General features: G+C 44.9%; 20 protein-coding genes. 9 read left to right on the top strand and 11 right to left on the bottom strand.

Translation table 11 applies throughout. From position 1 onward, the window contains the following. Nucleotides 1-10 precede the first annotated feature (10 nt). The 6 genes from glnK to hrpB form a co-directional block, all read right to left on the bottom strand. Nucleotides 11-349 carry a P-II family nitrogen regulator gene (gene glnK / locus WR49_RS05375; protein ID WP_017056636.1) on the bottom strand — a complete coding sequence of 113 codons (339 nt, stop codon included), beginning with the start codon at nt 347-349 and terminating at the stop codon, nt 11-13. Between the two features lie 219 nt (nt 350-568). Then, on the bottom strand, nt 569-937 hold the full coding sequence (locus WR49_RS05370; RefSeq protein WP_017056635.1) for a YacL family protein: 369 nt from the start codon (nt 935-937) through the stop codon (nt 569-571). 282 nt (nt 938-1219) lie between these two features. After that, entirely contained in the window at nt 1220-3808 is a 2589-nt protein-coding gene (acnB, locus tag WR49_RS05365; RefSeq protein ID WP_046223330.1) for a bifunctional aconitate hydratase 2/2-methylisocitrate dehydratase, read from the bottom strand. Nucleotides 3809-4079: 271 nt separating this feature from the next. Next, nucleotides 4080-6413, bottom strand: a complete 2334-nt coding sequence (locus tag WR49_RS05360) for a patatin-like phospholipase family protein (protein WP_046223329.1) — start codon at nt 6411-6413, stop codon at nt 4080-4082. A gap of 38 nt (nt 6414-6451) precedes the next feature. Then, nucleotides 6452-8851, bottom strand: coding sequence for a penicillin-binding protein 1B (mrcB, locus tag WR49_RS05355; RefSeq protein ID WP_046223328.1), 2400 nt, complete (start codon nt 8849-8851; stop codon nt 6452-6454). Continuing rightward, nucleotides 8848-11286 carry an ATP-dependent helicase HrpB gene (gene hrpB, locus WR49_RS05350; RefSeq protein WP_231574687.1) on the bottom strand — a complete coding sequence of 813 codons (2439 nt, stop codon included), beginning with the start codon at nt 11284-11286 and terminating at the stop codon, nt 8848-8850. Before hrpB ends, mrcB begins: the two co-directional genes overlap by 4 nt. A gap of 94 nt (nt 11287-11380) precedes the next feature. On the opposite strand from hrpB, the gene sfsA reads away from it, so the two are divergent. The 7 genes from sfsA to panC all read left to right on the top strand — a co-directional run bounded on the left by sfsA (nt 11381) and on the right by panC (nt 17530). After that, the gene (sfsA, locus tag WR49_RS05345) at nt 11381-12124 is read left to right on the top strand and encodes a DNA/RNA nuclease SfsA (protein ID WP_046223327.1); all 744 of its coding nucleotides are present in this window, start codon (nt 11381-11383) and stop codon (nt 12122-12124) included. 135 nt (nt 12125-12259) lie between these two features. Further along, the gene (dksA, locus tag WR49_RS05340) at nt 12260-12706 is read left to right on the top strand and encodes an RNA polymerase-binding protein DksA (RefSeq protein ID WP_004738189.1); all 447 of its coding nucleotides are present in this window, start codon (nt 12260-12262) and stop codon (nt 12704-12706) included. A gap of 223 nt (nt 12707-12929) precedes the next feature. After that, the gene (gene gluQRS / locus WR49_RS05335) at nt 12930-13805 is read left to right on the top strand and encodes a tRNA glutamyl-Q(34) synthetase GluQRS (protein WP_017056629.1); all 876 of its coding nucleotides are present in this window, start codon (nt 12930-12932) and stop codon (nt 13803-13805) included. A gap of 183 nt (nt 13806-13988) precedes the next feature. Then, nucleotides 13989-15344 (top strand): polynucleotide adenylyltransferase PcnB, encoded by a 1356-nt coding sequence (pcnB, locus tag WR49_RS05330; protein ID WP_017056628.1) that lies wholly within the window; start codon nt 13989-13991, stop codon nt 15342-15344. Next, nucleotides 15341-15826: a 2-amino-4-hydroxy-6-hydroxymethyldihydropteridine diphosphokinase gene (folK, locus tag WR49_RS05325; protein WP_046223326.1), complete on the top strand. Its 486-nt coding sequence runs from the start codon at nt 15341-15343 to the stop codon at nt 15824-15826. The genes pcnB and folK overlap by 4 nt, the downstream gene beginning before the upstream one ends. A 22-nt stretch (nt 15827-15848) precedes the next feature. Then, the gene (panB, locus tag WR49_RS05320) at nt 15849-16643 is read left to right on the top strand and encodes a 3-methyl-2-oxobutanoate hydroxymethyltransferase (RefSeq protein ID WP_017056626.1); all 795 of its coding nucleotides are present in this window, start codon (nt 15849-15851) and stop codon (nt 16641-16643) included. 8 nt (nt 16644-16651) lie between these two features. Next, nucleotides 16652-17530, top strand: coding sequence for a pantoate--beta-alanine ligase (gene panC / locus WR49_RS05315; RefSeq protein WP_046223325.1), 879 nt, complete (start codon nt 16652-16654; stop codon nt 17528-17530). A 158-nt stretch (nt 17531-17688) separates the two neighbouring features. Here panC and WR49_RS05310 read toward each other — a convergent pair whose 3' ends face one another. From WR49_RS05310 to WR49_RS05300, 3 genes are all read right to left on the bottom strand, one after another. Next, entirely contained in the window at nt 17689-18459 is a 771-nt protein-coding gene (locus WR49_RS05310) for an ABC transporter permease (protein ID WP_046223324.1), read from the bottom strand. A gap of 1 nt (nt 18460) precedes the next feature. Next, nucleotides 18461-19378, bottom strand: a complete 918-nt coding sequence (locus WR49_RS05305) for an ABC transporter ATP-binding protein (RefSeq protein WP_046223323.1) — start codon at nt 19376-19378, stop codon at nt 18461-18463. A gap of 303 nt (nt 19379-19681) precedes the next feature. Beyond that, nucleotides 19682-21313: a SulP family inorganic anion transporter gene (locus tag WR49_RS05300; protein ID WP_046223322.1), complete on the bottom strand. Its 1632-nt coding sequence runs from the start codon at nt 21311-21313 to the stop codon at nt 19682-19684. Between the two features lie 286 nt (nt 21314-21599). Here WR49_RS05300 and can point away from each other — a divergent pair, with 286 nt between their 5' ends. Continuing rightward, on the top strand, nt 21600-22259 hold the full coding sequence (gene can / locus WR49_RS05295; RefSeq protein ID WP_046223321.1) for a carbonate dehydratase: 660 nt from the start codon (nt 21600-21602) through the stop codon (nt 22257-22259). Nucleotides 22260-22363: 104 nt separating this feature from the next. Here can and hpt read toward each other — a convergent pair whose 3' ends face one another. After that, a complete protein-coding gene (gene hpt / locus WR49_RS05290) occupies nt 22364-22894 on the bottom strand; it encodes a hypoxanthine phosphoribosyltransferase (RefSeq protein ID WP_017056620.1) in 531 nt (176 codons plus the stop codon). A 333-nt stretch (nt 22895-23227) separates the two neighbouring features. On the opposite strand from hpt, the gene WR49_RS05285 reads away from it, so the two are divergent. Continuing rightward, complete coding sequence (locus WR49_RS05285) at nt 23228-23833, top strand: LuxR/HapR/OpaR family quorum-sensing transcriptional regulator (RefSeq protein WP_032547912.1); 606 nt, start codon at nt 23228-23230, stop codon at nt 23831-23833. 319 nt (nt 23834-24152) lie between these two features. On the opposite strand, the gene lpdA is transcribed toward WR49_RS05285, so the two are convergent. Then, complete coding sequence (gene lpdA, locus WR49_RS05280; protein ID WP_017056618.1) at nt 24153-25583, bottom strand: dihydrolipoyl dehydrogenase; 1431 nt, start codon at nt 25581-25583, stop codon at nt 24153-24155. Between the last annotated feature and the right edge of the window lie 17 nt (nt 25584-25600).

Genomic DNA, 25600 nt, shown 5'->3' with positions numbered 1-25600 from the left:
TTGTAATTCTTTAAAGTGCTTCAGCATCCATTTCACCAGTACGAATTCGTACGGCTTGGCTTAGGTCATACACAAAGATTTTGCCATCACCTATTTTTCCGGTGTGTGCCGCTTGGCTAATTGCTTCAACAACTCGGTCAACATTCTCTGCTTGGGTTGCAATCTCTATCTTTACCTTCGGTAGAAAATCAACTTGGTATTCCGCACCACGATAAAGTTCAGTGTGACCCTTTTGACGACCAAAGCCTTTCACTTCAGAAACCGTCATACCTTCAATGCCCACATCAGAGAGCGCTTCACGTACATCGTCTAATTTGAATGGCTTAACAATGGCATTTATTATTTTCATATTCGTTCCTTAAATTCTTCAGTAATCCGTTAGTTCTCTTCTTACAATCCAAGTAGCGTGCCAAAAAAATAAACCATTGATATTAAAGGGGATAAAATAAACAAGGCCGTAATAACAAAAAAGGCCGCACCAATTCGGTGCAGCCTTTTCACTATCTTAATGCGTGACGCGATTGTTGCTCCAGTTTTGGGCAACGGGAACCTTAAAAGCCCGAAACAGCTAGTAACCTAAGAAATCCATCCAACGATCAATGAGTAGCTCGAAATCATCGATTCCACAGCTTGCCTGACTTTCACAGTTATAGAAATCAAACTCACTGCCTTCTTCCATCTCTTGATCGTGGCCAAGTACGTTTTCTTGAATCGTGACTTCATCTTCATTGATCGCTAGGCTGATCTCTTTACCGAGTAGCGTCACCTCATTACTCAGATCCTGTCGGGAGCGATCAATAAGCGCCATCACATGATCTAATTTCTGCTTATCTTTACCGATCTCTTCTTGAAGCCAACGGCCAACAATCTCATGGCCCATGCTGCATTTCACATAGTATTCACCCATTAGAGTGTTTCTAACAAATTCGAATTCCATAAGGCTCCAAAGCTCTAATAAAAATAAGGCTCAATCAATAGGTAGTAAAAAATGAGGCGAGAGTATATAGCGAAGTCATCAAGAGATCGAGTCGCTCGTCGCCCTAGATTCAGACATAAAAAAACGCCTACCGAAGTAGACGCTCTATCATTTGGGTTCCTCTAAATAGTTGGAGTTGCAGCTAGGCGACAAGTAAGTTCATCCCTATGAGCATAGAAGCTCTATGTGATTAGGGTGAACGTACGCAGTCAACAACGCTGCAGCTACAAATATAACGAGGAACTAAGCTGGTTCTTGGAAGATAACCGTGTCTGCTTTTTCCGTGTACTGACCCATTTTATGGAAATTCAGGTAACGGTATGTGTCTGCAGCCGTTGCATTAACCTTCTCTGCATACTCTAAGTACTCTTCTTTGGTCGGGATTCGGCCAAGAATCGCACCAACAGCTGACAGCTCAGCAGACGCTAGGTAAACGTTCGCACCGTTACCCAAACGGTTCGGGAAGTTACGCGTAGACGTAGACATTACCGTCGACTTGTCCGCGACACGAGCTTGGTTACCCATACACAGAGAACAACCCGGAGTTTCGATACGTACCCCAGCACGGCCGAAGATGCCGTAGTAGCCCTCTTCTGTCAGCTGGTCTTTATCCATCTTCGTTGGCGGAGCCACCCATAGGCGAGTATTTAGTGAGCCGTTAAACTCTTCAAGCATCTTACCTGCTGCACGGAAGTGACCGATGTTCGTCATACAAGAACCGATGAACACTTCTTGAATCTCAGTACCTTGAACGTCAGAAAGAAGACGAGCATCATCTGGATCGTTTGGTGCACATAGGATTGGTTGGTCGATGTCAGCAAGATCAATTTCAATAACATGAGCGTATTCAGCATCTGAATCAGCAGACAGTAACTCAGGGTTTGCTAGCCACTCTTCCATTGCCGTAATACGACGCTCAATAGTACGCACATCACCGTAGCCTTCAGCGATCATCCACTTAAGCATCACGATGTTCGAGTTCAAGTACTCAGAGATAGACTCTTCAGATAGCTTAACCGTACAACCTGCAGCTGAACGCTCTGCAGATGCATCAGACAGTTCGAATGCTTGCTCAACAGATAGGTGCTCAACGCCTTCAATTTCTAGTACACGACCAGAAAATTCGTTGATCTTACCGGCTTTCTCTACTGTTAGTAGACCTTGCTTGATACCGTATAGAGGAATCGCATGTACTAGGTCACGTAACGTGATACCTGGCTGCATTTCACCTTTAAAACGAACCAAGATAGATTCAGGCATATCAAGCGGCATAACACCGGTTGCAGCTGCAAATGCGACCAAGCCAGAACCCGCAGGGAATGAAATACCTAATGGGAAACGAGTATGCGAGTCACCACCTGTACCAACAGTATCGGGAAGCAACATACGGTTTAGCCATGAGTGGATTACACCATCACCCGGGCGAAGTGAAACACCCGCACGGTTCATGATGAAATCAGGTAGCGTATGGTGAGTGTTTACATCAACTGGTTTCGGGTATGCAGATGTGTGACAGAAAGACTGCATAACCAAATCAGCAGAGAAGCCAAGACATGCAAGGTCTTTAAGCTCATCACGCGTCATAGGACCGGTCGTATCTTGAGAACCGACTGTCGTCATTTTAGGTTCACAGTACTGACCAGCACGCACACCTTCAACGCCGCATGCTTTACCTACCATCTTCTGAGCTAGCGTGTAACCTTTGTCAGAAACAGAAGGGTCGATTGGTTTAGCAAACAGATCTGTTTCAGCTAAGCCAAGAGAATCACGAGCTCGACCTGTAAGACCACGACCGATGATCAGTGGAATACGACCACCAGCACGAACTTCATCTAGAAGCACTTTGCTAAGTTCGAAGTTTGAAATCACAGAACCGTTTTTGTGAACAACACCTTCGTACGGGTAGATATCAATAATATCGCCCATGTTCATGTCTTGTACGTTCAGTTCAATAGGTAGTGCGCCTGAATCTTCCATTGTGTTATAGAAGATTGGAGCAATTTTACCACCTAGACAAACACCACCAGTGCGCTTGTTTGGTACAAATGGGATATCTTCACCCATGAACCAAAGCACTGAGTTTGTCGCAGATTTACGTGAAGAACCGGTACCAACAACATCACCAACGTAAGCCAGTGGAATGCCATCTTTTTGTAGTTCTTCAATTTGAGTAATTGGACCAACGTTACCCTGTTCGTCAGGAGTAATGCCTTCACGCTCCATCTTCAGCATCGCTTTGGCGTGCACTGGGATATCAGGACGTGACCATGCATCTGGCGCTGGAGATAGGTCATCGGTGTTCGTTTCACCAGTGACTTTAAATACTTTAACAGTGATTTTTTCTGCTACTTTATCTTTCGCTGTAAACCATTCAGCATCAGCCCAAGATTGAAGTACTTGTTGTGCAGCTGCATTGCCAGCTTTCGCTTTCTCTTCTACGTCGTAGAACGCATCAAACATCAGTAGAGTATGAGACAATGCTTTAACAGCGATTGGAGCAAGTTCAGCATCATCAAGTAGAGATACTAGAGACTCGATGTTGTAACCGCCTTGCATAGTTCCAAGCAGCTCAGCCGCTTTTTCTTTACTTACTAGTGGAGAAGCGACTTCGCCTTTTGTGATAGCCGTGAGGAAGCCAGCTTTTACATAAGCAGCTTCATCAACGCCTGGTGGAATGCGATTTTCTAGTAGGTCAAGAATGATTTCTTCTTCACCTTGGGGTGGATTCTTCAGAAGTTCAACTAGGCCAGCTACCTGCTCAGCATCTAGTGGTTTTGGAACAACTCCTTCGGCAGCACGCTCTGCGACGTGTTTACGGTAGGCTTCAAGCACGACTTTTTCCTCTCATTGCGGTTCACTTCTTACCTTCATAATTATTAGTAAAATAAAGAAGTGGACATCCTTGGAAACTTGGCTCTCCATTGCCATTTTTGTCATTCAATTTGTATTGATGAGCGGCGTCATAGAGGCCAAACTGTGGGCGGTAGAATAGCAAATTTAACGTTAAATTAAAATCTTATCATTTTGACCAACATAGCAAGTTAAGACGAAAGTCTTACTATTTTTACCTATTTACGCAGTTAAACACTTCTCCCACTCATGTTTATTTGTAAGACGTTCCAATAATTAAGTAGACCGAGTCGTAGTTACCTTCAGTTCGTCCATAAACCAGAATAACGGGCCCTATTGGGGAGTCTACTCCAGCAAAAACTGAGCCAGCCGTGAACATTGGCGCTTCATCAATGCTCAGCTCATTGTTAGACCATACTCCACCATGTTCTATCGATGCACCTATATAGAATGGAGACTCAAACAAACCAAAGTCGTTTTCAAACCACTTGTATCGATAAGTTAAGCTGCTGTACGCTAAGTTCTGGCCTATTAGGCTGTTTCTTGGAATACCGGATAAATTCAGGAATCCACCAAGCTCTTTCGGATCAATGGGAAAAACAGAGTTTTTGCTTTCGACCATACCAAAATCCAGCTTTGCGACTAAAGTATGCTTCTCAATACTTTGTGCAGCCATGAAGTTTGCTGAAAACTCATAAACAGTATCACTATTCGATGTTAAATCAGAATCCCCAAGCGAACTGTCATTTTCAAAGTCATCATGAGAGACAAGGTACTCTAAATCGACAAAGTAACCCTTGGTCGGCAAGCTGAAGTTATCCAAAGTATCCAGTCGGTAACCCATAAATCCACCAAGACGCTTGAAGCCACCGCTGCCCAGTGAAGGTAACGAAGATACCTCAATATCCCCATCAGTATAACGAAGACCAAATTTCAGTTCTTGCCACAAGGTAGGTTGATAGCCTAATGCCAGTTCACCGATATATTCACTATACGTCATTGGGAGATAATCTTTCGTTACGTCCAGTGTCGGTTCTTCAATATCGTCAATATCTGCCGGTAGATTTCGGTTCTCTTTGCTATAAACAACCGATGCTGAAGTGAACAATTTTTGACTCGAAAAGAATGGCGAGAAAAGCTCGGCTTCAATTCTCTTATCAGTCCCCATCTCGACGTTGGTTCTCAACTCAGCACCATGTTGATTAATATCGGTAAAGTTGGCAGAGATACCGATCGAGTATTGGCTTTCTGTAGAGAAGTCATCTTCAAGAAAGAATCGAAAATTGAGGTAGTTTGGGCCCCAAGACTTTTCATTAACATCCACTTGTAACTGCTCTTCGCCATCAACAGTCTCAAATTCATAAGTGACCAACTCAAACCGATCCAATGCATAGAGATCTTGTACTTTGGATTCGATTTCACTGGTTTTCAGAACTTCACCAGAATCGAGGTTTAAACGGTTCGCAATCAGTTTATCTGAGTAATGGGTGTTGTTATTGATAACCACTTTATCGACCACAGTTTTGTCACCGTGTTTAAGCTGTCTACGAGCCTTCTGTTTATCATCAATATAGCGTTGGTAGTCCGCGTAGGAGAGCGACAGCTTGGAAAGCTGATCGGTATACTGCCTAGCTTCCTCGTATCCGGCATGGTAAGCCGTCGGCATTTTATCGAACTCTGTCGTTTCCATTTGTCCAACATCGGGACGCAAGAACACATCGTCCTCCGTTAACGTAGCGGCTTGATCTTGAGTACTACGGCGAACAAGGTAATTAGAGAGTTGATCGGCGGCCGCTAGAAAATTGGTGTAGTCTTCCATACCTTTATAGTTAGTACTAATATCAACGGCGATAACGATGTCAGCGCCCATCGCTCTTGCAACGTCAACAGGCATATTATTGGTCACGCCGCCATCAACGAGCATTCGCCCCTCGACTTCATAAGGCGGAAGCGCTCCGGGCACCGACATACTGGCCATCATGGCATCAACAAGATAACCATGCTCGATGACCACTTCTTCAAGAGCAATAATGTCCGTTGCGACTGAACGATAAGGGATAGCAAGGTGATCAAAAGAGTCTATCGGGGCTAAGTTACCCGTAGTCTCACGTAGAATACGCAGCATATTCTGACCTTGTACCACACCTTTACTCGCTTTGACTTCTCCCCAACCTAATCCTAGGTCGGTGTTTAGCTGATAGCGGTCTTCATATTCTTTATCACGTACTCGGCGATCACTACGGTTAACACGATCTCGGTAACCACGATTCCAATCCACCGTATAAATAAAACTTTCAATCTCGTCGGCACTCATTCCTGTCGCATACAATCCACCAACGTAAGAGCCCATGCTGGTACCGGTAATATAATCCACCGGAATTCGCATCTCTTCTAAGGCTTTAAGCACCCCAATATGAGCAGCACCTTTTGCTCCCCCACCAGCAAGCACCACAGCAACCGTTGGCCTTTGACCCACTTGTTCAGCCTGCTGAGACTCATCAACCTTCACTGCTGTATATGCAAACAGCTGAAAACTGATCACAGCACTGGCGATGCTCAAGCCACTCACTAACCAACGAGAAATCATTCTTTAAACTATCCTTGTCATTGTTTACTGCTGCGACTTTACCACTGAAAAAGCTTTTTTAGCCACTGTTTTGGTTGACTTTCACAGCCCTTCTTAATATTTCCGTTCTCATCCCACACCGGCAATTTAACAGCGCCATCACAGTCTAACTCTAAGGCACCATCTGACGTTCGGGTAAAACTAGCTGTCGCGACTCCTGTTGGCCACGGCAGTAACAATTGTTCAGGTGTTCTCTGCTTTAAGTAATCAGCATAAACACGTAACGCACCACTAGAACCGGTTAGCTTTGTTGGTTTATTGTCATCACGCCCTAGCCAAATAGTAGTCACTTCACGGCCATCGACCCCAACAAACCAACTGTCTCGGCTGTCGTTACTGGTGCCCGTTTTACCGGCCAAACCTGCCCATGCAAACTGACCTTGTAAGAAGCGACCTGTGCCTTCCGACACCCCTCGCTTCATTGCATAAGTCGTTAGCCAAGCCGCTTGCTGATCAACACTTTGCGATACGCGAGGAATCGATTGATATAAAACCTCACCGTCATTATCAACCACTGAACGAAGTGCCGATAACGGCGCGATACGCCCAGAGTTAGTAATGGTTTGGTACATCTGCGCGACTTGGAACGGAGTCAGTGAGAATGAACCCAAAAACATCGACGGCACTGGGCGTATCTCATTTTTATCGACACCCAGCTTTCCAATCGTATCTGAGACACTATCAATGCCTAGCTGCATCCCCAACCGAACCGTGGGCACGTTATAAGATTTCGAAAGTGCCACATACAAAGGCACCTCACCGCGAAACTTACGATCGAAGTTTCTCGGGCTCCATACGCTGCCTTTACTGCCTTTCAAACTGAGTGGAGAATCCATCAAAGTCGTCGCAAGCGTGTACTTTTGTGGCTGTTCCAATGCTGTCAGATAAATTGCAGGTTTCACCAGTGAACCAATAGGGCGGCTCGCATTCAGAGCACGGTTGAAGCCATCGTAGCCAGTACGCTTCCCCCCTACCATCGCACGGATCTCACCGGTATTCCTATCGACAGCAATCGCCGCGGCTTCAAGCTGATTACCTCCAGTTTTGGATAACTCAGGCACCTTACGTGCTATGGACTTTTCTAATTGGTCTTGAGAAACCGGGTCCAGAGAGGTAAAAACTCGTATCCCTTTCTTGGCTTCAAATCGCTCACCCACATATTTTTTAAGTTCAATGTTGACCTGTTGAAAATACGCTGGCTGACGGCTCGCAATACGAGGATTATCTTGGATATCCAAATCACGGCTTGCAGCTTCTTCATACTGTTTCGGTGTCAGTATGTCTTGTTGCATTAGCAAACGAAGTACCAAATCACGACGAGCTTTAACACGCTCAGGGTAACGAACGGGGTTATAATACGATGGTCCTTTCACCATTCCGACAAGCAACGCTAATTGGTCAATACGAAGCTCTTGAATAGGTTGACCGAAGTACAAGCGCGAAGCCAAACCGAAGCCATGGATGGCTTGACCGCCATTTTGTCCTAAGTAAACCTCGTTCAAGTAAGCCTCTAAGATTCGGTCTTTGCTATAGCGATGATCCAAGATCAGAGCAATATAGGCTTCACGAACTTTACGCCACAATGTGCGCTCACTGGACAAGAACAGGTTTTTTGCCAACTGTTGAGTCAGCGTACTGCCCCCTTGTACCGTTCGCCCCGCTTTAACGTTAACCACCATCGCACGAGCTATCGCTAACGGGGACACTCCATCGTGCTGATAGAAGTTTCGGTCTTCGGTTACCAATAGTGCATCAACCATTACTTCAGGGAACTGATTACGTTTTAAGAACAAACGCTGTTCCTCGTTACTCTTCTCAAGCATGCCAAGCATTTTCGGCTCTACACGCAGGTAACCCATGTCACCTTTCCTCTCTAGCGACTGGATTCGAGTTAATTCGTTGCCATTAAAGTGCAGCATCACATGACGATCGGCTTCTGGCCCATCGACAAACTCAAACGGACGACGAATCATCTCTATCTTGGTTGACGAGGAAGAGTACTCACCCGGATGAAGAGGAGAGTTCACCTTACGGTAATTCAGTACATCCAGTTCATTCTTTACCTGGACTAAATTCACCGCTGTACCTGGAGACAGATCCAACACACGAGCATAAACCACGGTTGGCAAATCAAACAGTTGGCCTTCAAATCGCTGTTTGACTACAGAGTCTAGGTAAATACCAACAAACAACAACAGTGCAGCCAAGGCTAAACCCGCTTTCCAAGTAATCCCCCACAAGATTTTCAACCAACCTCGGTTGCCCGATTTTTTTGCTCTTGGCTTGGTCTTCTTCGCGGCAGCTCTCGGTTTTCGAGGCTTGGCTTTGGTCGCAGGTGACTTCTTTGCTGGCGCTTTTTTAGGTGGTGCCTTTTTGGGCGTTAACATTTTGGTCATCATCGGTTCAACTGTCGTTTGGTTTTAGTGGTTGCTACATGGTTAGCAGGATCATCAGGCCAAGGATGTTTTGGGTAACGGCCTTTCATCTCTTTTTGTACTTCTTTGTACGCGCCAGCCCAAAAGCCAGCTAAATCTTGAGTGATTTGCAATGGTCGCTGCGCAGGAGAAAGTAACTCAAGCACGACTTTTTTACGACCTTGCGCTATCAAGGGTGAGTCTTGTTCACCAAAGACTTCTTGCATTCGCACCGAGATCACAGGCTCCGATTGATATTGGTATCGAATCGCTTTTTTACTGCCTGTAGGCATCACGTAATGCGTCGGTAGCCATTGGTCGATTTCTTGATTCAATGGCCAACCAAGGTACGCCGACAGTGCTTGTTCAATTGACACATTCGACAACCCTTTTGCTGACTTAATGCCATTCAAATACGGCGACAACCAGGTATCTAGATGTGCAATTAGACTAATCTCATCCATTGCAGGCCAATCATGCTCCGGCATCCAAAGCTGGGCACAACGTACGCGTTCAACTAGCTGCTTCGCGGCGGGCGTCCAATGTAAACGATCAAGACCACACCGAGCGATATAATTGAGTAGTGCTTGGCTTGCCTGATTCGCACTCGGCTCAGGTAAGGCTTTGGTGCTGATAATCAGTTTACCCAAAGACACTCGCTGCTCAGCAACCAAGCGGCCACGCTTCTCATCCCAATCCGCATAATCTGAACAGACGAAGAGTTTGGGAAACGCTTCTTCTAACTGCGCAATATCGACAGCGGTTGCCAAGAAAACTTGACTGGCTCGTCCTGTGCTGCGCATCAAATCAATCACCACAATGTAATCATTGTTCGCCAATGGATCATCATCACGAACTTCAGCGCCGTGACCATTCGCAAGAAGGAAAGCACTGCCAGTCGCACTTCTCGCCTGAGCTATTCGGTCAGGGAATGCAAAACAAAGCACTAATGGTAACAATGATTCATCAAGTTGTGACAAATCTACGTGATGATTGAGTTTACTGGCGAGACTTTTCGCTCGCTGCATCACTACGTTGTTTTTCGAGTGCTTTCTTTGCTCAAGTCGGTGCAACGAATGTTGAATATCGGTGACGTTGCGTTCAGGCTCTTCAAGTAAAGCTGCGGCGACAATCGCGACATTCAGCAAAGTTTGGCTGCCCTGTTGCGCTTTTATCAGCGTGCTGGCGATACGAGGCTCAAGACCTAAACGCTGAGCTTGTTTACCTAGCGCCGTAAATTGGCCATTACTGCCTAATAACTCAAGGCGTTGCAGCAGTTGCTTGGCTTGTTCAATTGAAGCGCGTGGCGGAACGTCTAGCCATTGCAACTCGTCTGCACTTGCAGCGCCCCATTGCGTCAGTTCAGCCACCAGCGAAGAGAGATCCGAATAGAGGATTTCAGGCTCCGGTACAGCGGGTTGCTGCATTAACTGCGTTTCGCTGTACAAGCGAACACACAAACCTTCTTCAATTCGCCCAGCACGGCCTGCTCGCTGTTCAGCAGAAGACTGGGAGATTTTCACTTGCTCAAGCTTGGTGATGCCGGTTTTCAAATCAAACTTGGCGACTCGTTCAAGACCAGAATCCACCACTAACCGAATGCCCTCAATGGTCAGAGAGGTTTCCGCTATATTGGTGGCCAACACCACTTTTCGACGCCCTTTATCAGACGGTGCGATCGCTTTCTGTTGTTGAGGAAAGCTGAGTTGACCGTACAAAGGACACACATCGATATCGTTAGAGAGTTTTTCTAGTTGAGACTCCACCTGCTTAATCGCAGACACCCCAGGTAAGAATGCCAACAACGAACCGGATTCCTTCTCCATCAAAGAGCGAATCACGCTAGCCATTTTAGGGGCTAAGTACTGATTGGTATTAAGAGGCTGATAACGGAACTCAACCGGAAAAGTACGACCTTGGGATTCAACGTATTTGGCATTGGGTAATAAAGACTGCAAAGCTTGTTGGTCTAATGTCGCCGACATCACCACCACTTTTAGATCGTCACGCAACGCCTCTTGGATCTCTAAACTAAAAGCGAGAGCAGTATCCGCATGAATGCTGCGCTCGTGGAACTCATCGAAGATCACCATATCGACCCCGCTCAATTCAGGGTCGGTTTGGATCATTCTTGTCATGATCCCTTCGGTAACGATCTCCAAACGAGTTGCACTGCTGGTTTTAGATTCACCACGAACTCTAAAACCTATGCTCTCCCCTACCTTCTCTCCTAGTTGGCTCGCCAAGTAAGTGGCAATATTCCTAGCCGCCAAACGCCTAGGTTCAAGCATGATTATTTTGCCTGGAACAGCATTGGTTTTAACCAGTTGCAAGGGGAAAAATGTTGACTTACCTGCACCGGGAGCGGCCTTTAGAATAAGTTGAGTGTGTGTTTCTACGCCAGCGAGCAGATCTGGCATCACAGCTTCTATGGGCAGTTGTGGCAATGGGAGAACCTTGTGGTGTAATGTTGGCAGCATTGTACATAAAAACCGACCTCTCTAAATAAGTAATATGCACTTCAATCCGCCATTAGAGCCAGCGACTCTTATTAAACGCTATAAACGTTTTCTTACTGACATCAAACTTCCTGACGGCAGCGAGCGTACGATTCATTGTGCTAACACTGGAGCGATGACGGGATGCGCGACACCTGGCAACACGGTGTGGTACTCAACATCAGATAACGCCAAACGAAAGTACCCAAACAGCTGGGAGATCTCAGAAACAGACAAAGGTCACCGTATTTGTGTAAATACTGCGCGAGCAAACCAGCTAGCAGTGGAAGCAATTGAAAATGGGACTATAGTTGAACTCTTAGGCTACAACGCGTTACGAACTGAAGTGAAATATGGCAGTGAGAATAGTCGAATCGACATTCTGCTTGAAGATAACGAAAAGCCGCCTTGCTATATCGAAGTGAAAAGCGTCACTTTGCTCGACGAACAGTTAACGTCAACTAAGCAAGAATCATCAATCAAAGGACAAGGTTTTTTCCCTGACGCTGTGACAACCAGAGGCCAAAAACATCTGCGTGAACTCACAGAAATGGTCGAATCTGGAAATAGAGCCATACTTTTATTCACTGTTTTACATTCAGGTATTGAAAAAGTGTCTGCGGCACACCATATAGACGCCAAATATTCGTTATTACTAAAACAAGCACAAGACGCTGGAGTTGAAGTGCTTTGCTATAAAGCAGAGCTCAGCAGTACTCAAATACAACTAAAACAAGCTGTTGAATTTATCAATAGTTGAACAAAGATGCAGAACTAATCACATTGATTGCAAGTTTGAATAAGAGTATTTGCCACCATTCGTTCTTTCTGCTATAGATACCCGCCTTAAAATTAGCTGCTTTGCAGTTGACTAGGTGTAAATAGGAGATGCTGTATGCCAGAATCTAAGAAAAAAGCGCTAGGCATCCTAGCCATCGCAGGTGTTGAACCGTACCAAGAAAAGCCCGGTGAAGAGTACATGTCACCTGAGCAAACGGAACATTTTACAAAAATTTTAGCAGCTTGGCGCAACCAGCTCAGGGAAGAAGTTGATCGTACTGTGCACCATATGCAGGATGAAGCGGCGAATTTCCCAGACCCAGTTGACCGCGCTTCTCAAGAAGAAGAATTCAGCCTAGAGTTACGTAACCGTGACCGTGAGCGTCGTCTTATCAAGAAAATTGAAAAGACACTAGACAAGATCGAAGAAGATGATTTCGGCTTCTGTGATTCTTGCGGGATCGAGATCGGCATCCGCCGTCTTGAAGCTCGTCCAACCGCTGACCTTTGTATTGACTGTAAAACGCTTGCAGAGATCAAAGAGAAACAGATGCAAGGTTAATTCTTGCGGATGTAAAAAAAGGGAGCTTTGGCTCCCTTTTTTGTTGGCCATATCCGCTCAAACTTTCATAGACTTGATAGCAAATAGCAACTTTAAAGCTGAGTTCTATGCATTAAACTGCTAATTCAGCGTCTTAAAACGCTAGCCAAACGCATTAAAACAACTAATTAAACCACCTTAAGAACCAGCTACTGCGGTACCATCAGAATTAGGTTATTCACTCATGAATTATATCGGGCGCTTTGCACCATCACCGTCAGGTCCTCTTCATTTTGGCTCGCTTGTTGCTGCTCTTGGTAGCTACTTTCAAGCGAAATCTAACCAAGGGCAATGGTTAGTTCGTATGGAAGACCTTGATCCGCCAAGAGAAATGGCCGGCGCTGCAGACCTCATTCTTAAGACGCTTGAGACTTACCACCTATTTTGGGATGGCGAAGTCGTCTATCAAAGTCAGCGCCACAACATGTATCAAGCTCAAATTGATCAATGGGTCGCTGATAAACAAGCCTACTACTGCCAATGCACTCGTAAACAGATAAAAGCCTTAGGCGGTTTCTATAATGGCCACTGCCGACACGCAGGTTTGATTGACTTAGGTGAGCAAGCGGTGCGCTTGTGTATGGACTTCCCTGTTGAGTCGTTTGATGATGTTCGTCACGGGTCGATTCAGATACCTAAGGCATTAGCGGAAGAAGATTTCATTATCAAACGCCGAGATGGATTGTTTGCCTATAACTTAGCGGTTGTCCTTGATGACATTGAGCAAGGGGTAACAGAAGTCGTAAGAGGGGCGGACTTGATAGAACCAACAGGTCGCCAAATAAGCTTGTACCAAACGCTTAAGCAAAAAACAGTGAGTTACTTGCACTTACCATTGGCAACCGATGGTTTGGGGAATAAACTGTCAAAACAGAACCATGCCACCGCGATAGATCTCGACAACCCAAAACCAACGTTACTCAGCGCTATGCGATTCTTAGGTTTTGATATCCCAGCAGCCCTTTTTGAAGCTTCAATGGATGAGATTTTATTGTGGGGCTGCCAGCAATGGCACATCAGTCAATTACCTGATAGTTTACAAAAAGAGCATCGTGATTAGCTCGAAAGTAATGGTAAATACTATAAGCGACACATAAAAATGCCATAACCAACAGCAGCGGTTAAGCCGATGATGTTCTCAAATGGCTCGCGCTAAGCTATTATTAGCCGCAATTAAACTCTGCACTACCACTTTGGACTAAGAGAAAAACAAAGTTGGCGATACCTACTTTGTTCTAAACTAATGAATACAAACGACAATACCCCAAGCGAACAACGCGGATTCCACGAGTTAGCTCTGAATGTTTATACTCGCCAAGAGCACAATATTTCACGCAAGCAGATCAGTGACAACGCACTAAAAGTGTTATATCGCCTGAATGGTGCGGGTTTTGACGCGTTTTTAGTCGGTGGTGGTGTACGCGATATCTTATTAGGCTCTCAGCCAAAAGATTTTGACATCGCGACTAACGCAACCCCAGAGCAAATCAAACACCTATTCAGAAACTGTCGCCTTATCGGTCGCCGTTTTCGATTAGCCCATATCATGTTTGGCCGAGACATCATTGAAGTAGCGACTTTCCGTGGCCACCACCAGGAGCCATCGAAAAACGTGTCTGCCCAATCGGAAGAAGGCATGTTGCTGCGCGATAACGTGTACGGCAATGTTGATGAAGATGCAGAGCGTCGTGACTTCACTATTAACGCGATGTATTACAACATTGCTGATTACAGCATCCACGATTACGCAGGTGGTGTAGAAGATTTAGAAGACAAGCTGATCCGCCTAATCGGCGATCCAGAAACTCGCTACCGTGAAGACCCTGTACGTATGTTGCGTGCAATGCGTTTCGCCGCTAAGCTAGACTTCGATATTGAAGAAGACACCGCCGATCCTATTGAAGAACTGGCACATCTTCTCAAAGACATCCCAGCAGCACGTCTTTACGAAGAATCTCTTAAATTGCTTCAATCAGGTCATGGCTTAGAAACCTACCACCTAATGCGTGAATACAACCTCTTCCAGCAGATGTTCCCAGCTGTGGCAGAGCACTTCACTGCCAATTATGACTCTCATACTGAGCAGATGCTTGATTTGGTTCTCGATTCAACCGACCTTCGCATTGAAGATGGTAAGCGAGTAAACCCAGCATTCATGTTCGCAGCGATGCTTTGGTACCCAATGAACAAGCTGGCAGACAAACTTGTCGCTGAACAAGGTATGGCACACTACGATGCGATCATGGAAGCGAGCAACATCATTCTTGATCAACAAGTAAAATCTATTGCGATTCCTCGTCGCCATACAGCAACCATTCGTGAAGTTTGGCAACTGCAACTACGATTACCTCGCCGTAATGGAAAACGTGCTGTTCGCCTTATGGAGCTTAATAAGTTCCGTGCAGGCTACGATTTCCTAGAAATGCGTGGCGAGATTGAAGGTGGCGAAACCAAAGAGTTAGCGAAATGGTGGGAGCGTTATCAGACTGCTGGACGCAACATGCGCCAAGCGATGGCCAACGATGTAGCTGCGCCCTCAAAATCAGGTCATCGTCGCCGTAAGACTTATCGTAATAAAAAGAGTAAGCAGTCAGAATGATAACCGCTTACATTGCAGTCGGCAGCAACCTTGCCGACCCAGTTAGCCAAGCAAATTTGGCTATCGAAACACTAAAAAGCCTACCGCGGTCAACGTTTATTGCGAGCTCTCAGCTATATAGTAGCACTCCAATGGGGCCACAAAATCAACCAGACTACATCAACACGGTAGTGGCAATCCAAACAGAATTAACGCCAATTGAACTGCTTGATTACACTCAAAAAATCGAGTTAGAGCAAGGGCGCGTCCGTAAAGACGAGCGTTGGGGGCCAAGAACCTTGGATCTCGACATTGTGCTATACGGCAATGAGGTGATCGATTCAGAGCGTTTAACGGTTCCTCATTACGGAATGAAAGAACGAGAGTTTGTTCTCTACCCGCTTGCTGAAATCGCACCAAGTTTACAGCTCCCAGATGGGACTGAGCTGACAGACTTACTCAAGTTAGTTGATAAGAACGGGCTCAATGTTTGGCAACAATAGTCAAGCGCATTAAGGAAAACCAATGAAAAAAGTAACCATTAACGACCTTATCAAATGCAAACGTGAAGGCCGTAAATTCGCGACTTCGACAGCTTATGATGCGAGTTTCGCTCAATTGTTCGAAAGCCAAGAAATGCCAGTCCTGCTTGTCGGTGACTCACTTGGTATGGTACTACAAGGCCATAACGATACTTTACCTGTAACTGTAGAAGACATTGCTTATCATACGCGCTCTGTGCGTTCTGGTAGCCCAAACTGCCTTCTTATGGCTGATATGCCATTCATGAGCTACTCTACCTCTGAGCAGGCTTGTGAGAACGCAGCAAGCTTAATGCGTGCTGGCGCGAACATGGTAAAAATCGAAGGCGGCAGTTGGTTGGTTGATACTGTTAAGATGCTAACAGAACGTGCTGTACCAGTATGTGCGCACTTAGGTTTAACACCTCAATCTGTGAACATCTTTGGTGGTTACAAAGTACAAGGCCGTGACGACGAGCAGGCCGATAAAATGCTTGCTGATGCGCTAGCATTGCAAAACGCAGGCGCACAAATCGTGCTACTTGAATGTGTACCGGCTTCATTGGCAAAACGAATTACAGAAGCTTGTGACGTACCCGTTATTGGTATTGGGGCAGGTAATGTTACCGATGGGCAGATCCTAGTAATGCATGACATGTTCGGTATCTCTGCGAACTACATGCCGAAATTCTCTAAGAACTTCTTAGCCGAAACGGGTGACATGCGAAAAGCAGTCGCACTGTACAAAGAAGAAGTAGAGAGTGCGCGTTTCCCTGATGACGCTCATACAATCGCTTAGGAATAACTATGCAAACTTTTGCTGAAATAACGGCTCTTCGCGAGCAGATTAAACAGTTTAAGCGTGATGGACGCACAATAGCTTTTGTGCCAACAATGGGGAACCTACATGAAGGCCACCTAACGCTGGTAAAGAAAGCGCGTGAATTAGCTGATATTGTTGTGGTTAGCATTTTTGTTAACCCAATGCAGTTTGACCGTGCCGACGATCTAAACAACTACCCTCGAACGTTAGAAGCTGATCTAAGTAAACTAACAGGGGAAGGCGTTGAGCTTGTATTTACCCCGACTCCAGAAGTAATGTACCCAGAGGGCCTAGATAAACAAACATTTATCGAAGTTCCGGGCCTATCACACATGCTTGAGGGCGCTTCTCGCCCTGGGCATTTTCGCGGTGTATCAACCATTGTCACTAAGCTGTTTAATGTCGTTCAACCAGATTTTGCATGCTTCGGCGAGAAAGACTTCCAGCAACTTGCTGTCATTCGTCAAATGACAACTGACCTAGCGTTAGATATTCAAATCGTGGGTGTTGCTACTGTTCGAGAAATGGATGGTTTGGCAATGAGCTCTCGTAATAGTAATTTAACTTTTGATGAGCGCCAACGAGCCCCAGTTCTTGCACGTACTATGCGTTGGATTAGCAGCGCAATTCGTGGTGGCCGAGATGATTACGCATCTGTTATTGAAGATGCGGCAGACCAGCTACGCGCTGCAGATCTTCAGCCAGATGAGATCTTCATTTGTGATGCTAAGACTCTGCAAGCCATCACTTCAGAATCGACTCAAGCTGTGATTCTAATGTCGGCTTTCCTAGGTAAGACTCGTCTTATCGACAACCAAGTTCTCGACTTGGTAACGGAAACCAAAGAAGAAACGGCTGAGTAATCGCTTTCTTCTCTTTACGTAAACCAGCTCCTAACGCAAAGCAACAGCACAAACGAAAGATACAAAAAAGGTCGATGTAATATCGACCTTTTTCTTTGCCTGCGATTCAGGATAATTAATAGAATCTGGATAACTAATAGATCCGGGATAACTAAAAGTTAACTACGTAAGCCAATACCCTTTGTCACTAGGTAGTGTGCAATACCATACAACAGCAAGATAAACACACCTAGTACGCCAAACGACGTCACGATACCCACATCAGATACACCCAAGAAGCCATATCTGAACGCGTTGACCATGTACACGATAGGGTTCAACTTCGATACACCTTGCCAGAATTCAGGTAATAGGCTGATCGAGTAGAACACACCACCAAGATAGGTCAGCGGCGTTAAGATAAAGGTTGGGATAATAGAGATATCATCAAACGTGCGCGCAAATACGGCGTTAATCAAGCCCCCCAGAGCGAACACTACCGACGTTAAAAATACCGTCGCAATGATCACGCCCCAATGGTCAACTTGTAAGTCGACAAAGAACAAGGATACGAACGTTACGATAGTGCCCACTAACAAGCCACGCACCACACCCCCCATGACGAAGCCGGCGATAATCACGTAGTTAGGAACAGGTGCGACAAGCAGCTCTTCAATGTTCTTTTGGAACTTTGCACTAAAGAACGAGGATGCCACATTTGAATATGAGTTAGTGATCACCGACATCATGATCAGACCCGGTACAATGTATTCCATGTAACTAAAACCGTTCATTTCACCAATACGGGCACCGATAAGGTTGCCAAAAATAATGAAATACAGCGTCATGGTAATCGCAGGCGGTACCAATGTTTGAACCCAGATACGCGTAAAACGGTTGATCTCTTTGGTCAACAAGCTGCAAAAAGCTGTCCAATATAGGCTGAACATATTACTTACTCCCCTCACGAACAATACTCACAAATAGCTCTTCTAAACGATTCGCTTTGTTACGCATAGAGAGGACTTTAACCTGTTGCTCGCTCAATTGAGCAAAGATCGTATTCAAACCTAGGTTCTTGTCGACTTCGATTTCTAGCGAGCCATTCATCATCACTTGGCTATTAACACCTTCCACTTTAGGTTCAGCCGTGCCCTCTTCGAGATCAAAAATGAAGGTCTCTGCACTCAATTTACCAAGCAGTGCCTTCATTGTTGTATTCTCAATGAGCTCGCCACGATTGATGATACCGATATTGCGACACAACATTTCCGCTTCTTCTAGGTAGTGCGTGGTCAAGATAATAGTAATGCCTTGCTTCTTATTTATCTCTTGCAAGAATTCCCACATTGAACGACGCAGTTCTATATCAACGCCAGCTGTTGGCTCATCCAGAATCAACAACTGTGGTTCATGCATTAAAGCACGTGCGATCATCAAACGGCGCTTCATGCCACCAGACAAGTTACGCGCACGTTCGCTACGTTTTTCCCACAAATCCAACTGAGATAAGTACTTTTTCGCTCGCTCTTTAGCAAGTGATCTCGACACACCATAGTAACCTGCTTGTTGCAGCACAATCTGCTCAACCGTTTCAAATGGGTTAAAGTTAAACTCTTGAGGTACTAAGCCCAAATTCTGTTTTGCCAATTCTAGATCGGTATCAATGTCATAGCCGAATACTTTGACCTGACCTGAAGTCTTGTTAACAAGAGAGGAGATAACACCAATGGTGGTTGATTTCCCTGCACCATTTGGACCAAGTAGCGCATAGAAATCGCCTTTTTCTACTTGTAAACTAATACCCTTGAGCGCCTCGAAGCCCCCAGCATAAGTTTTTCTTAATTGTTCAATTTCTAATGCATACATAGAGATAGACTGCCATTTGCTATAGATAGATGTGGTTAGCCGCGCATGAGGAAAAGTGTAAAGCTTTAAGCGAACAGGTTGAAACTAACCCTGACTTGTCTGCACGGCCATTTTGCAAACAAGTCTATCGTTGAATTACGATGAATACAAATATCGATTATCCGTTTCTTTTGAAAGCTTGATAGTTTTTGTACTCTATAAAAATAAAAATGCCGCTAAGTTATTCATTTAACGGCACTCATGCCGATGAGTCGATGCTGAACAACAGCTTAAAACCAATCGAGTAATGAGGTCGATTTAGGCTTAGACCGATTCAAATTGATGTTCATCCCTATCAACATAGCTTGTTGCCGCCGTCAGTGCTTCGTATCTAAATCGATAAGTATTGGATTCAGGTACCAAATCAAGTACGTGAAACTTCTCTAATTGTTGACGGGTATTCTCATTAGGACACAGCAGGTATACTTCGCACTGTGCATCTAAAGCATCTTTAATCGCATTTTCTAGAGCAAGTCCAACCGTTACATCAATCATAGGCACGTCCGTGAGATCTAAGATCATCACTTCATAATCAGAGATGCTTGAATGCTGACGTGAAATAGCCTTTGAAACACTAAAGATCATTGGGCCAGAAAGATAGAAAAACAACACCTTCCCATTAGCGCTATCTAGCAGTTGACGTTCGCTATCTGTCAGCGGAATGTCCTCTTCATCATCACCATCACTGATGGCCTTAACTTGCCGAGCTTGCTCTCTGCTTAATCTTTCGATAATCAAGATATTCGAGATAAACACACCAAGTCCAACAGCAATAATCAAGTCAACAAAAACGGTTAGCAGCATCACACCGTACATCACGCCCATACCTGTGTAACTCACCTTATGTGCCCGCTGAATGAAACTCCAATCGAGGATGTTGAAACCCACATACATGGCGATGCCAGCCAATACCGCCATAGGAATCGGCTCGGTTAAGCCACCCGCGACCAATACCACCAACGCCAACACTAAGGCACGAATAACACCAGATAGCGGAGAACGTGCACCGACCTGAATGTTGGTTACGGTTCCCATGGTGGCACCCGCACCAGGCAATGCTCCGAATAGACCAGAAAGCATATTAGCGATGCCTTGCCCTCTAAGTTCCTTGTCGGAGTCGTGCTCTTTACGTGTCAGTGAGTCTCCGATCACCGCGGTAAGAAGCGTATCAATACAACCAAGAGTACCAAGCACCAAGGCATCAATAACCATAGTGGTAAATTGATCAGGACTAATGGTAGGAATAACTAATGAAGGTAAACCCGCCGGTATTTCACCAATACGGCGGATAGAGTCAGTGTCGAAAATGATAACCGATAAAAGAGTTACAACAACTAACGCAACCAGTTGTGCTGGCACATACTTGCGATACTTTGCAGGGAAGCCAAAGAGAATGCCGAGCGTCAACGCACCTAGAAACAATTCGCTGACTTTTAAATTAGCCAACGTATCAGGAAGCACTGAGAGAGTGCCCATCACTCCACCAGATGGAGCGGCGTGCCCTAATAATGGCGAAAGCTGTAAGATAATCAGAATAACGCCGATGCCCGACATAAATCCGGAAATCACGCTATATGGCATCAAAGTAACGTATTTTCCGAGCTTTAGTGTCCCGAGTAATATCTGAAATGCCCCCGCCATCATAACGACTGTGAAGGTCATTGCCATTCCTGTTTCAGGGTACTTGGCCACCATACTCGTCATCACGGCCGTCATGATTACCGTCATTGGTCCGGTTGGCTCTGATATCAAACTACTCGAACCGCCAAACAGCGCCGCAAACAAACCGACCATGATAGCGCCCCACAGACCAGCTTCAGCCCCCGCACCAGAAGCTACACCAAATGCCAACGCTAAAGGTAGTGAGATGATGGCGGTTGTCACACCACCAAACATATCCCCTTTGAGGTTGATATCCGTAAAACGACTTCCAAACAAAATACACCTTCCCGATGATGAAATGACAAACCTTATAACTTTAGCAAATGAGTTACTCGCACAGAAAGTGTTAATTTAATCACATTATTCATGCCTTATAACCAAATCAAAGCTTCTAAGCTAAGTTAATAAATTTAACGACTAGAACACGTCAGATGAGCACTATTTGACACAGTTTTTACAAGATTGAATTTGTAACATTGTGTATAGTTGTGATTCTTAATTAAGGGATGTAAGACGCAAAATGCCAGAAATTAAACAGCTTTTTGAAAACAATTCTAAATGGTCAGAGTCAATTCGCTCTGAACGCCCTGAATACTTTACTGCGCTTGAAGAAGGGCAAAATCCTGGTTTCCTATGGATCGGCTGCTCTGATAGCCGTGTACCGGCCGAGCGTCTCACCGGTTTGTATTCTGGCGAACTGTTTGTTCACCGAAATGTGGCCAACCAAGTGGTTCATACCGACCTGAACTGCTTATCTGTTGTACAGTACGCTGTGGATGTACTCAAAGTTAAACACATTATTATCTGTGGCCACTACGGTTGTGGCGGTGTTAATGCTGCGATAGATAACCCTAAGCTTGGCTTGATCAATAACTGGTTACTTCACATCCGTGACAACTACCTAAAATATCGTAAGCAAATTGAGTCTTTACCTCGTGAACAATGGGGTGACAAACTATGCGAAATAAACGTCGCAGAACAAGTTTATAACCTAGGCAATTCAACCATCCTGCAAACGGCATGGGAACGCGGTCAAGACGTTGAAATCCACGGCGTTGTTTATGGTATAGGTAATGGCAAACTGCAAGACCTTGGCGTACGTTGCTCAAGTAATGACACATTAGAGAGTAGCCACTTAGATGCGCTCAATAAGATCTTGTCGACGCCAATTCTTGGCTAAAATCAGCCTTACTCACTTCTATCCTGACTAGTTTCTGATAGATAAAAAGAAGGCTCGCATAATGCGAGCCTTCTTTATTTTCATTCAACAGAGTCGTAATTACTTTACTCTTGAGGAACCACTTTACCGATGTATGGTAAGTGACGGTATTTTTGTGCGTAGTCGATACCCACACCAACAACGAACTCATCAGGAATTTCAAAACCAATCCATTTAGTATCTACAATCACTTCACGGCGAGAAGGCTTATCCAACAGTGTACAAATTTCGATAGATTTAGGACCGCGTAGGCTCAAAATCTCTTTCACTTTAGTCAGTGTGTTACCAGTATCGATAATGTCTTCGACAAGTAGAACGTCTTTACCTTGGATATCATCATCAAGATCTTTCAAAATACGAACATCACGTGAGCTTTCCGTGCCATTGCCGTAGCTAGATGCGGTCATGAAATCAACTTGGTGAGTTAAATCGATAGCACGAGCAAGATCCGCCATAAAGACAAAAGATCCACGTAATAAGCCAACTAAAACGAGATCTTCACTCCCTTTATAGTGCTCCGTGATCTGTTTGCCTAGTTCGTTCACTCGATCCTGAACTTCTTGCTCAGAGATCATGACTTCAACTGTATGCTTCATACTGCTCTCATTTTATTTGGTGATTGCGACAAGTGTAGACAGCTTTGCCATTGGTGCCGCTCAATTTGTGCGTAAGTCTAGCATTGCTCAAATACCCACACCACCTTATGGTTCAAATTTACTGTGAGATTCTCAATGAGATAGGTACGGATACCTTGTCTCATACTCTCTTACTTTCACATTCATACTGATCACGCTTTATGTATCAAGTTTGATGTAACTGTCTATAAACACGCTCAAAGGATTGACCATTTGCATATGCACTATTACACTCATTCTGGCTTAAATAATAATAAAATCATTAATATAAAAATCGTTGGCAAGGAAAATAAAATGGACTCAATATCTAAGAGGCCTAGAACTAGGCTTTCACCCTTAAAAAGAAAACTTCAATTGATGGAAATCGCACTTGAGGTATTCTCTCGCCGCGGCATTGGCCGAGGTGGCCACGCAGATATCGCAGATATTGCTCAGGTGTCTGTAGCAACCGTATTTAACTACTTCCCTACCCGAGAAGATCTGGTTGATGAAGTACTGAATCATGTCGTACGCCAATTCTCTAACTTCCTTTCAGATAATATCGATCTCGATATTCACGCGAAAAAAAATCTACATAATATTGCCACTGAAATGGTGAACTTAGTGGCTCAAGATAGCCATTGGCTGAATGTTTGGTTCGAGTGGAGCGCATCAACTCGTGATGAAGTATGGCCTTTATTTGTCACAACCAACCGCACTAACCAAATGTTATTACAAAATATGTTTAGTAAGGCGATTGAGCGTGGAGATGTGTGTGATGAGCATGATCCTAAGCATCTTGCGAACCTATTTCACGGCATCTGCTACTCGTTATTCATTCAAGCAAAACGTCTCGAAACGCCAGAAGAGCAAGAAAACTTAACAGACAGCTACTTAAACATGTTGTGTATTTATAAGTAGATTCGAGATAAATTGTTAAAGGGTTGGCCTAATGGGTCAGCCCTTTTTTTGTGGAGTGTAGTCGATATTCGCATCCCGTAGCGTACTCGAATCTCGAATCTCGAATAAAGTGTTTCTGCTCTTTTCTTCATGCATAAAAAAACCGCTGACGAATCAGCGGCTTTTATAATCTAGATATACTCAAAATAATTGGAGTTGCAGCTAGGCAACCCTTTCTTTGTTAAGAAACTAAAGTTCAACCCTATGAGCATAGATTTACTATGTGATTAGGGTGAACTTACGCAGTTAACAACGCTGCGGCTTCAAGTATGAAGAGTATTTACTTTTTCTTTTTCACTGCTTTCTTATTTGGAAGGTCAGTGATTGAACCTTCGAATACTTCCGCAGCTAGACCAACAGACTCGTGTAGAGTTGGGTGAGCGTGGATAGTAAGAGCGATATCTTCCGCATCACAACCCATTTCGATTGCTAGGCCGATTTCACCAAGAAGTTCACCACCGTTAGTACCAACAACAGCACCACCGATTACGCGATGAGTATCTTTATCGAAGATCATCTTAGTCATACCGTCTGCACAGTCAGAAGCGATTGCACGACCAGAAGCAGCCCAAGGGAAAGTAGCAACTTCGTAGTTCAGGCCTTCCGCTTTCGCTTCTTTCTCAGTCTTACCTACCCAAGCAACTTCTGGCTCAGTGTACGCAATTGATGGGATTACTTTCGGGTCGAAGTAGTGCTTCTTACCAGAGATAACTTCCGCAGCTACGTGACCTTCGTGCACACCTTTGTGAGCAAGCATTGGTTGACCAACAACATCACCGATTGCGTGAATGTGAGAAACGTTAGTACGCATTTGCTTATCAACATTGATGAAACCACGCTCATCAACTTCGATACCCGCTTTTTCAGCGTCGATAAGTGCACCGTTTGGAACACGACCGATAGCAACAAGAACAGCATCGTAACGCTCAGCTTCAGCTGGTGCTTTTTTGCCTTCCATTGAAACGTAGATACCGTCTTCTTTTGCTTCAACCGCTGTCACTTTAGTTTCAAGCATAAGCTTAAACTTGTCTTTGATGCGCTTAGTGAAAACTTTAACGATGTCTTTATCCGCCGCCGGGATAACTTGATCGAACATCTCAACAACTTCAACTTTAGAACCTAGAGAATGGTAAACCGTACCCATCTCAAGACCGATGATACCACCGCCCATGATAAGCAGTTTTTCTGGTACTTCGTTTAGTTCTAGTGCATCCGTAGAATCCCAAATACGTGGGTCTTCATGTGGGATGAACGGAAGTTTGATTGGACGAGAACCCGCAGCGATGATTGCGTTGTCGAAGTTAACCGTTGTTGCTTCGCCTTCGCCTTCAACAAGAATGCTATTAGGACCTGTGAACTTACCGAAACCGTTAACAACAGTCACGTTACGCATCTTAGCCATACCGCCAAGACCGCCAGTAAGTTGGTCAACTACTTTATCTTTCCAGATACGGATTTTGTTGATGTCCGTTTGCGGCTCACCGAATACAACGCCGTGCTCTGCCATCGCTTTTGCTTCTTCGATTACTTTAGAAACATGAAGAAGTGCTTTTGATGGAATACAACCAACGTTTAGACATACACCACCAAGAGTGCTGTAACGTTCAACTAGTACTGTTTCTAGACCTAAATCCGCACAACGGAATGCCGCTGAGTAGCCAGCAGGACCTGAACCAAGTACAACAACTTGGGCTTTAATTTCTTTGCTCATTGTGACCTCTTGTAGTC

Origin of the sequence: Vibrio sp. ECSMB14106 (genome assembly GCF_000972265.1) — a bacterium.
GTDB classification, from domain to species: domain Bacteria; phylum Pseudomonadota; class Gammaproteobacteria; order Enterobacterales; family Vibrionaceae; genus Vibrio; species Vibrio kanaloae.
The sequence above is the reverse complement of the archived record's forward strand: the minus strand, read 5'-3'. Positions and strand labels throughout refer to the sequence as shown.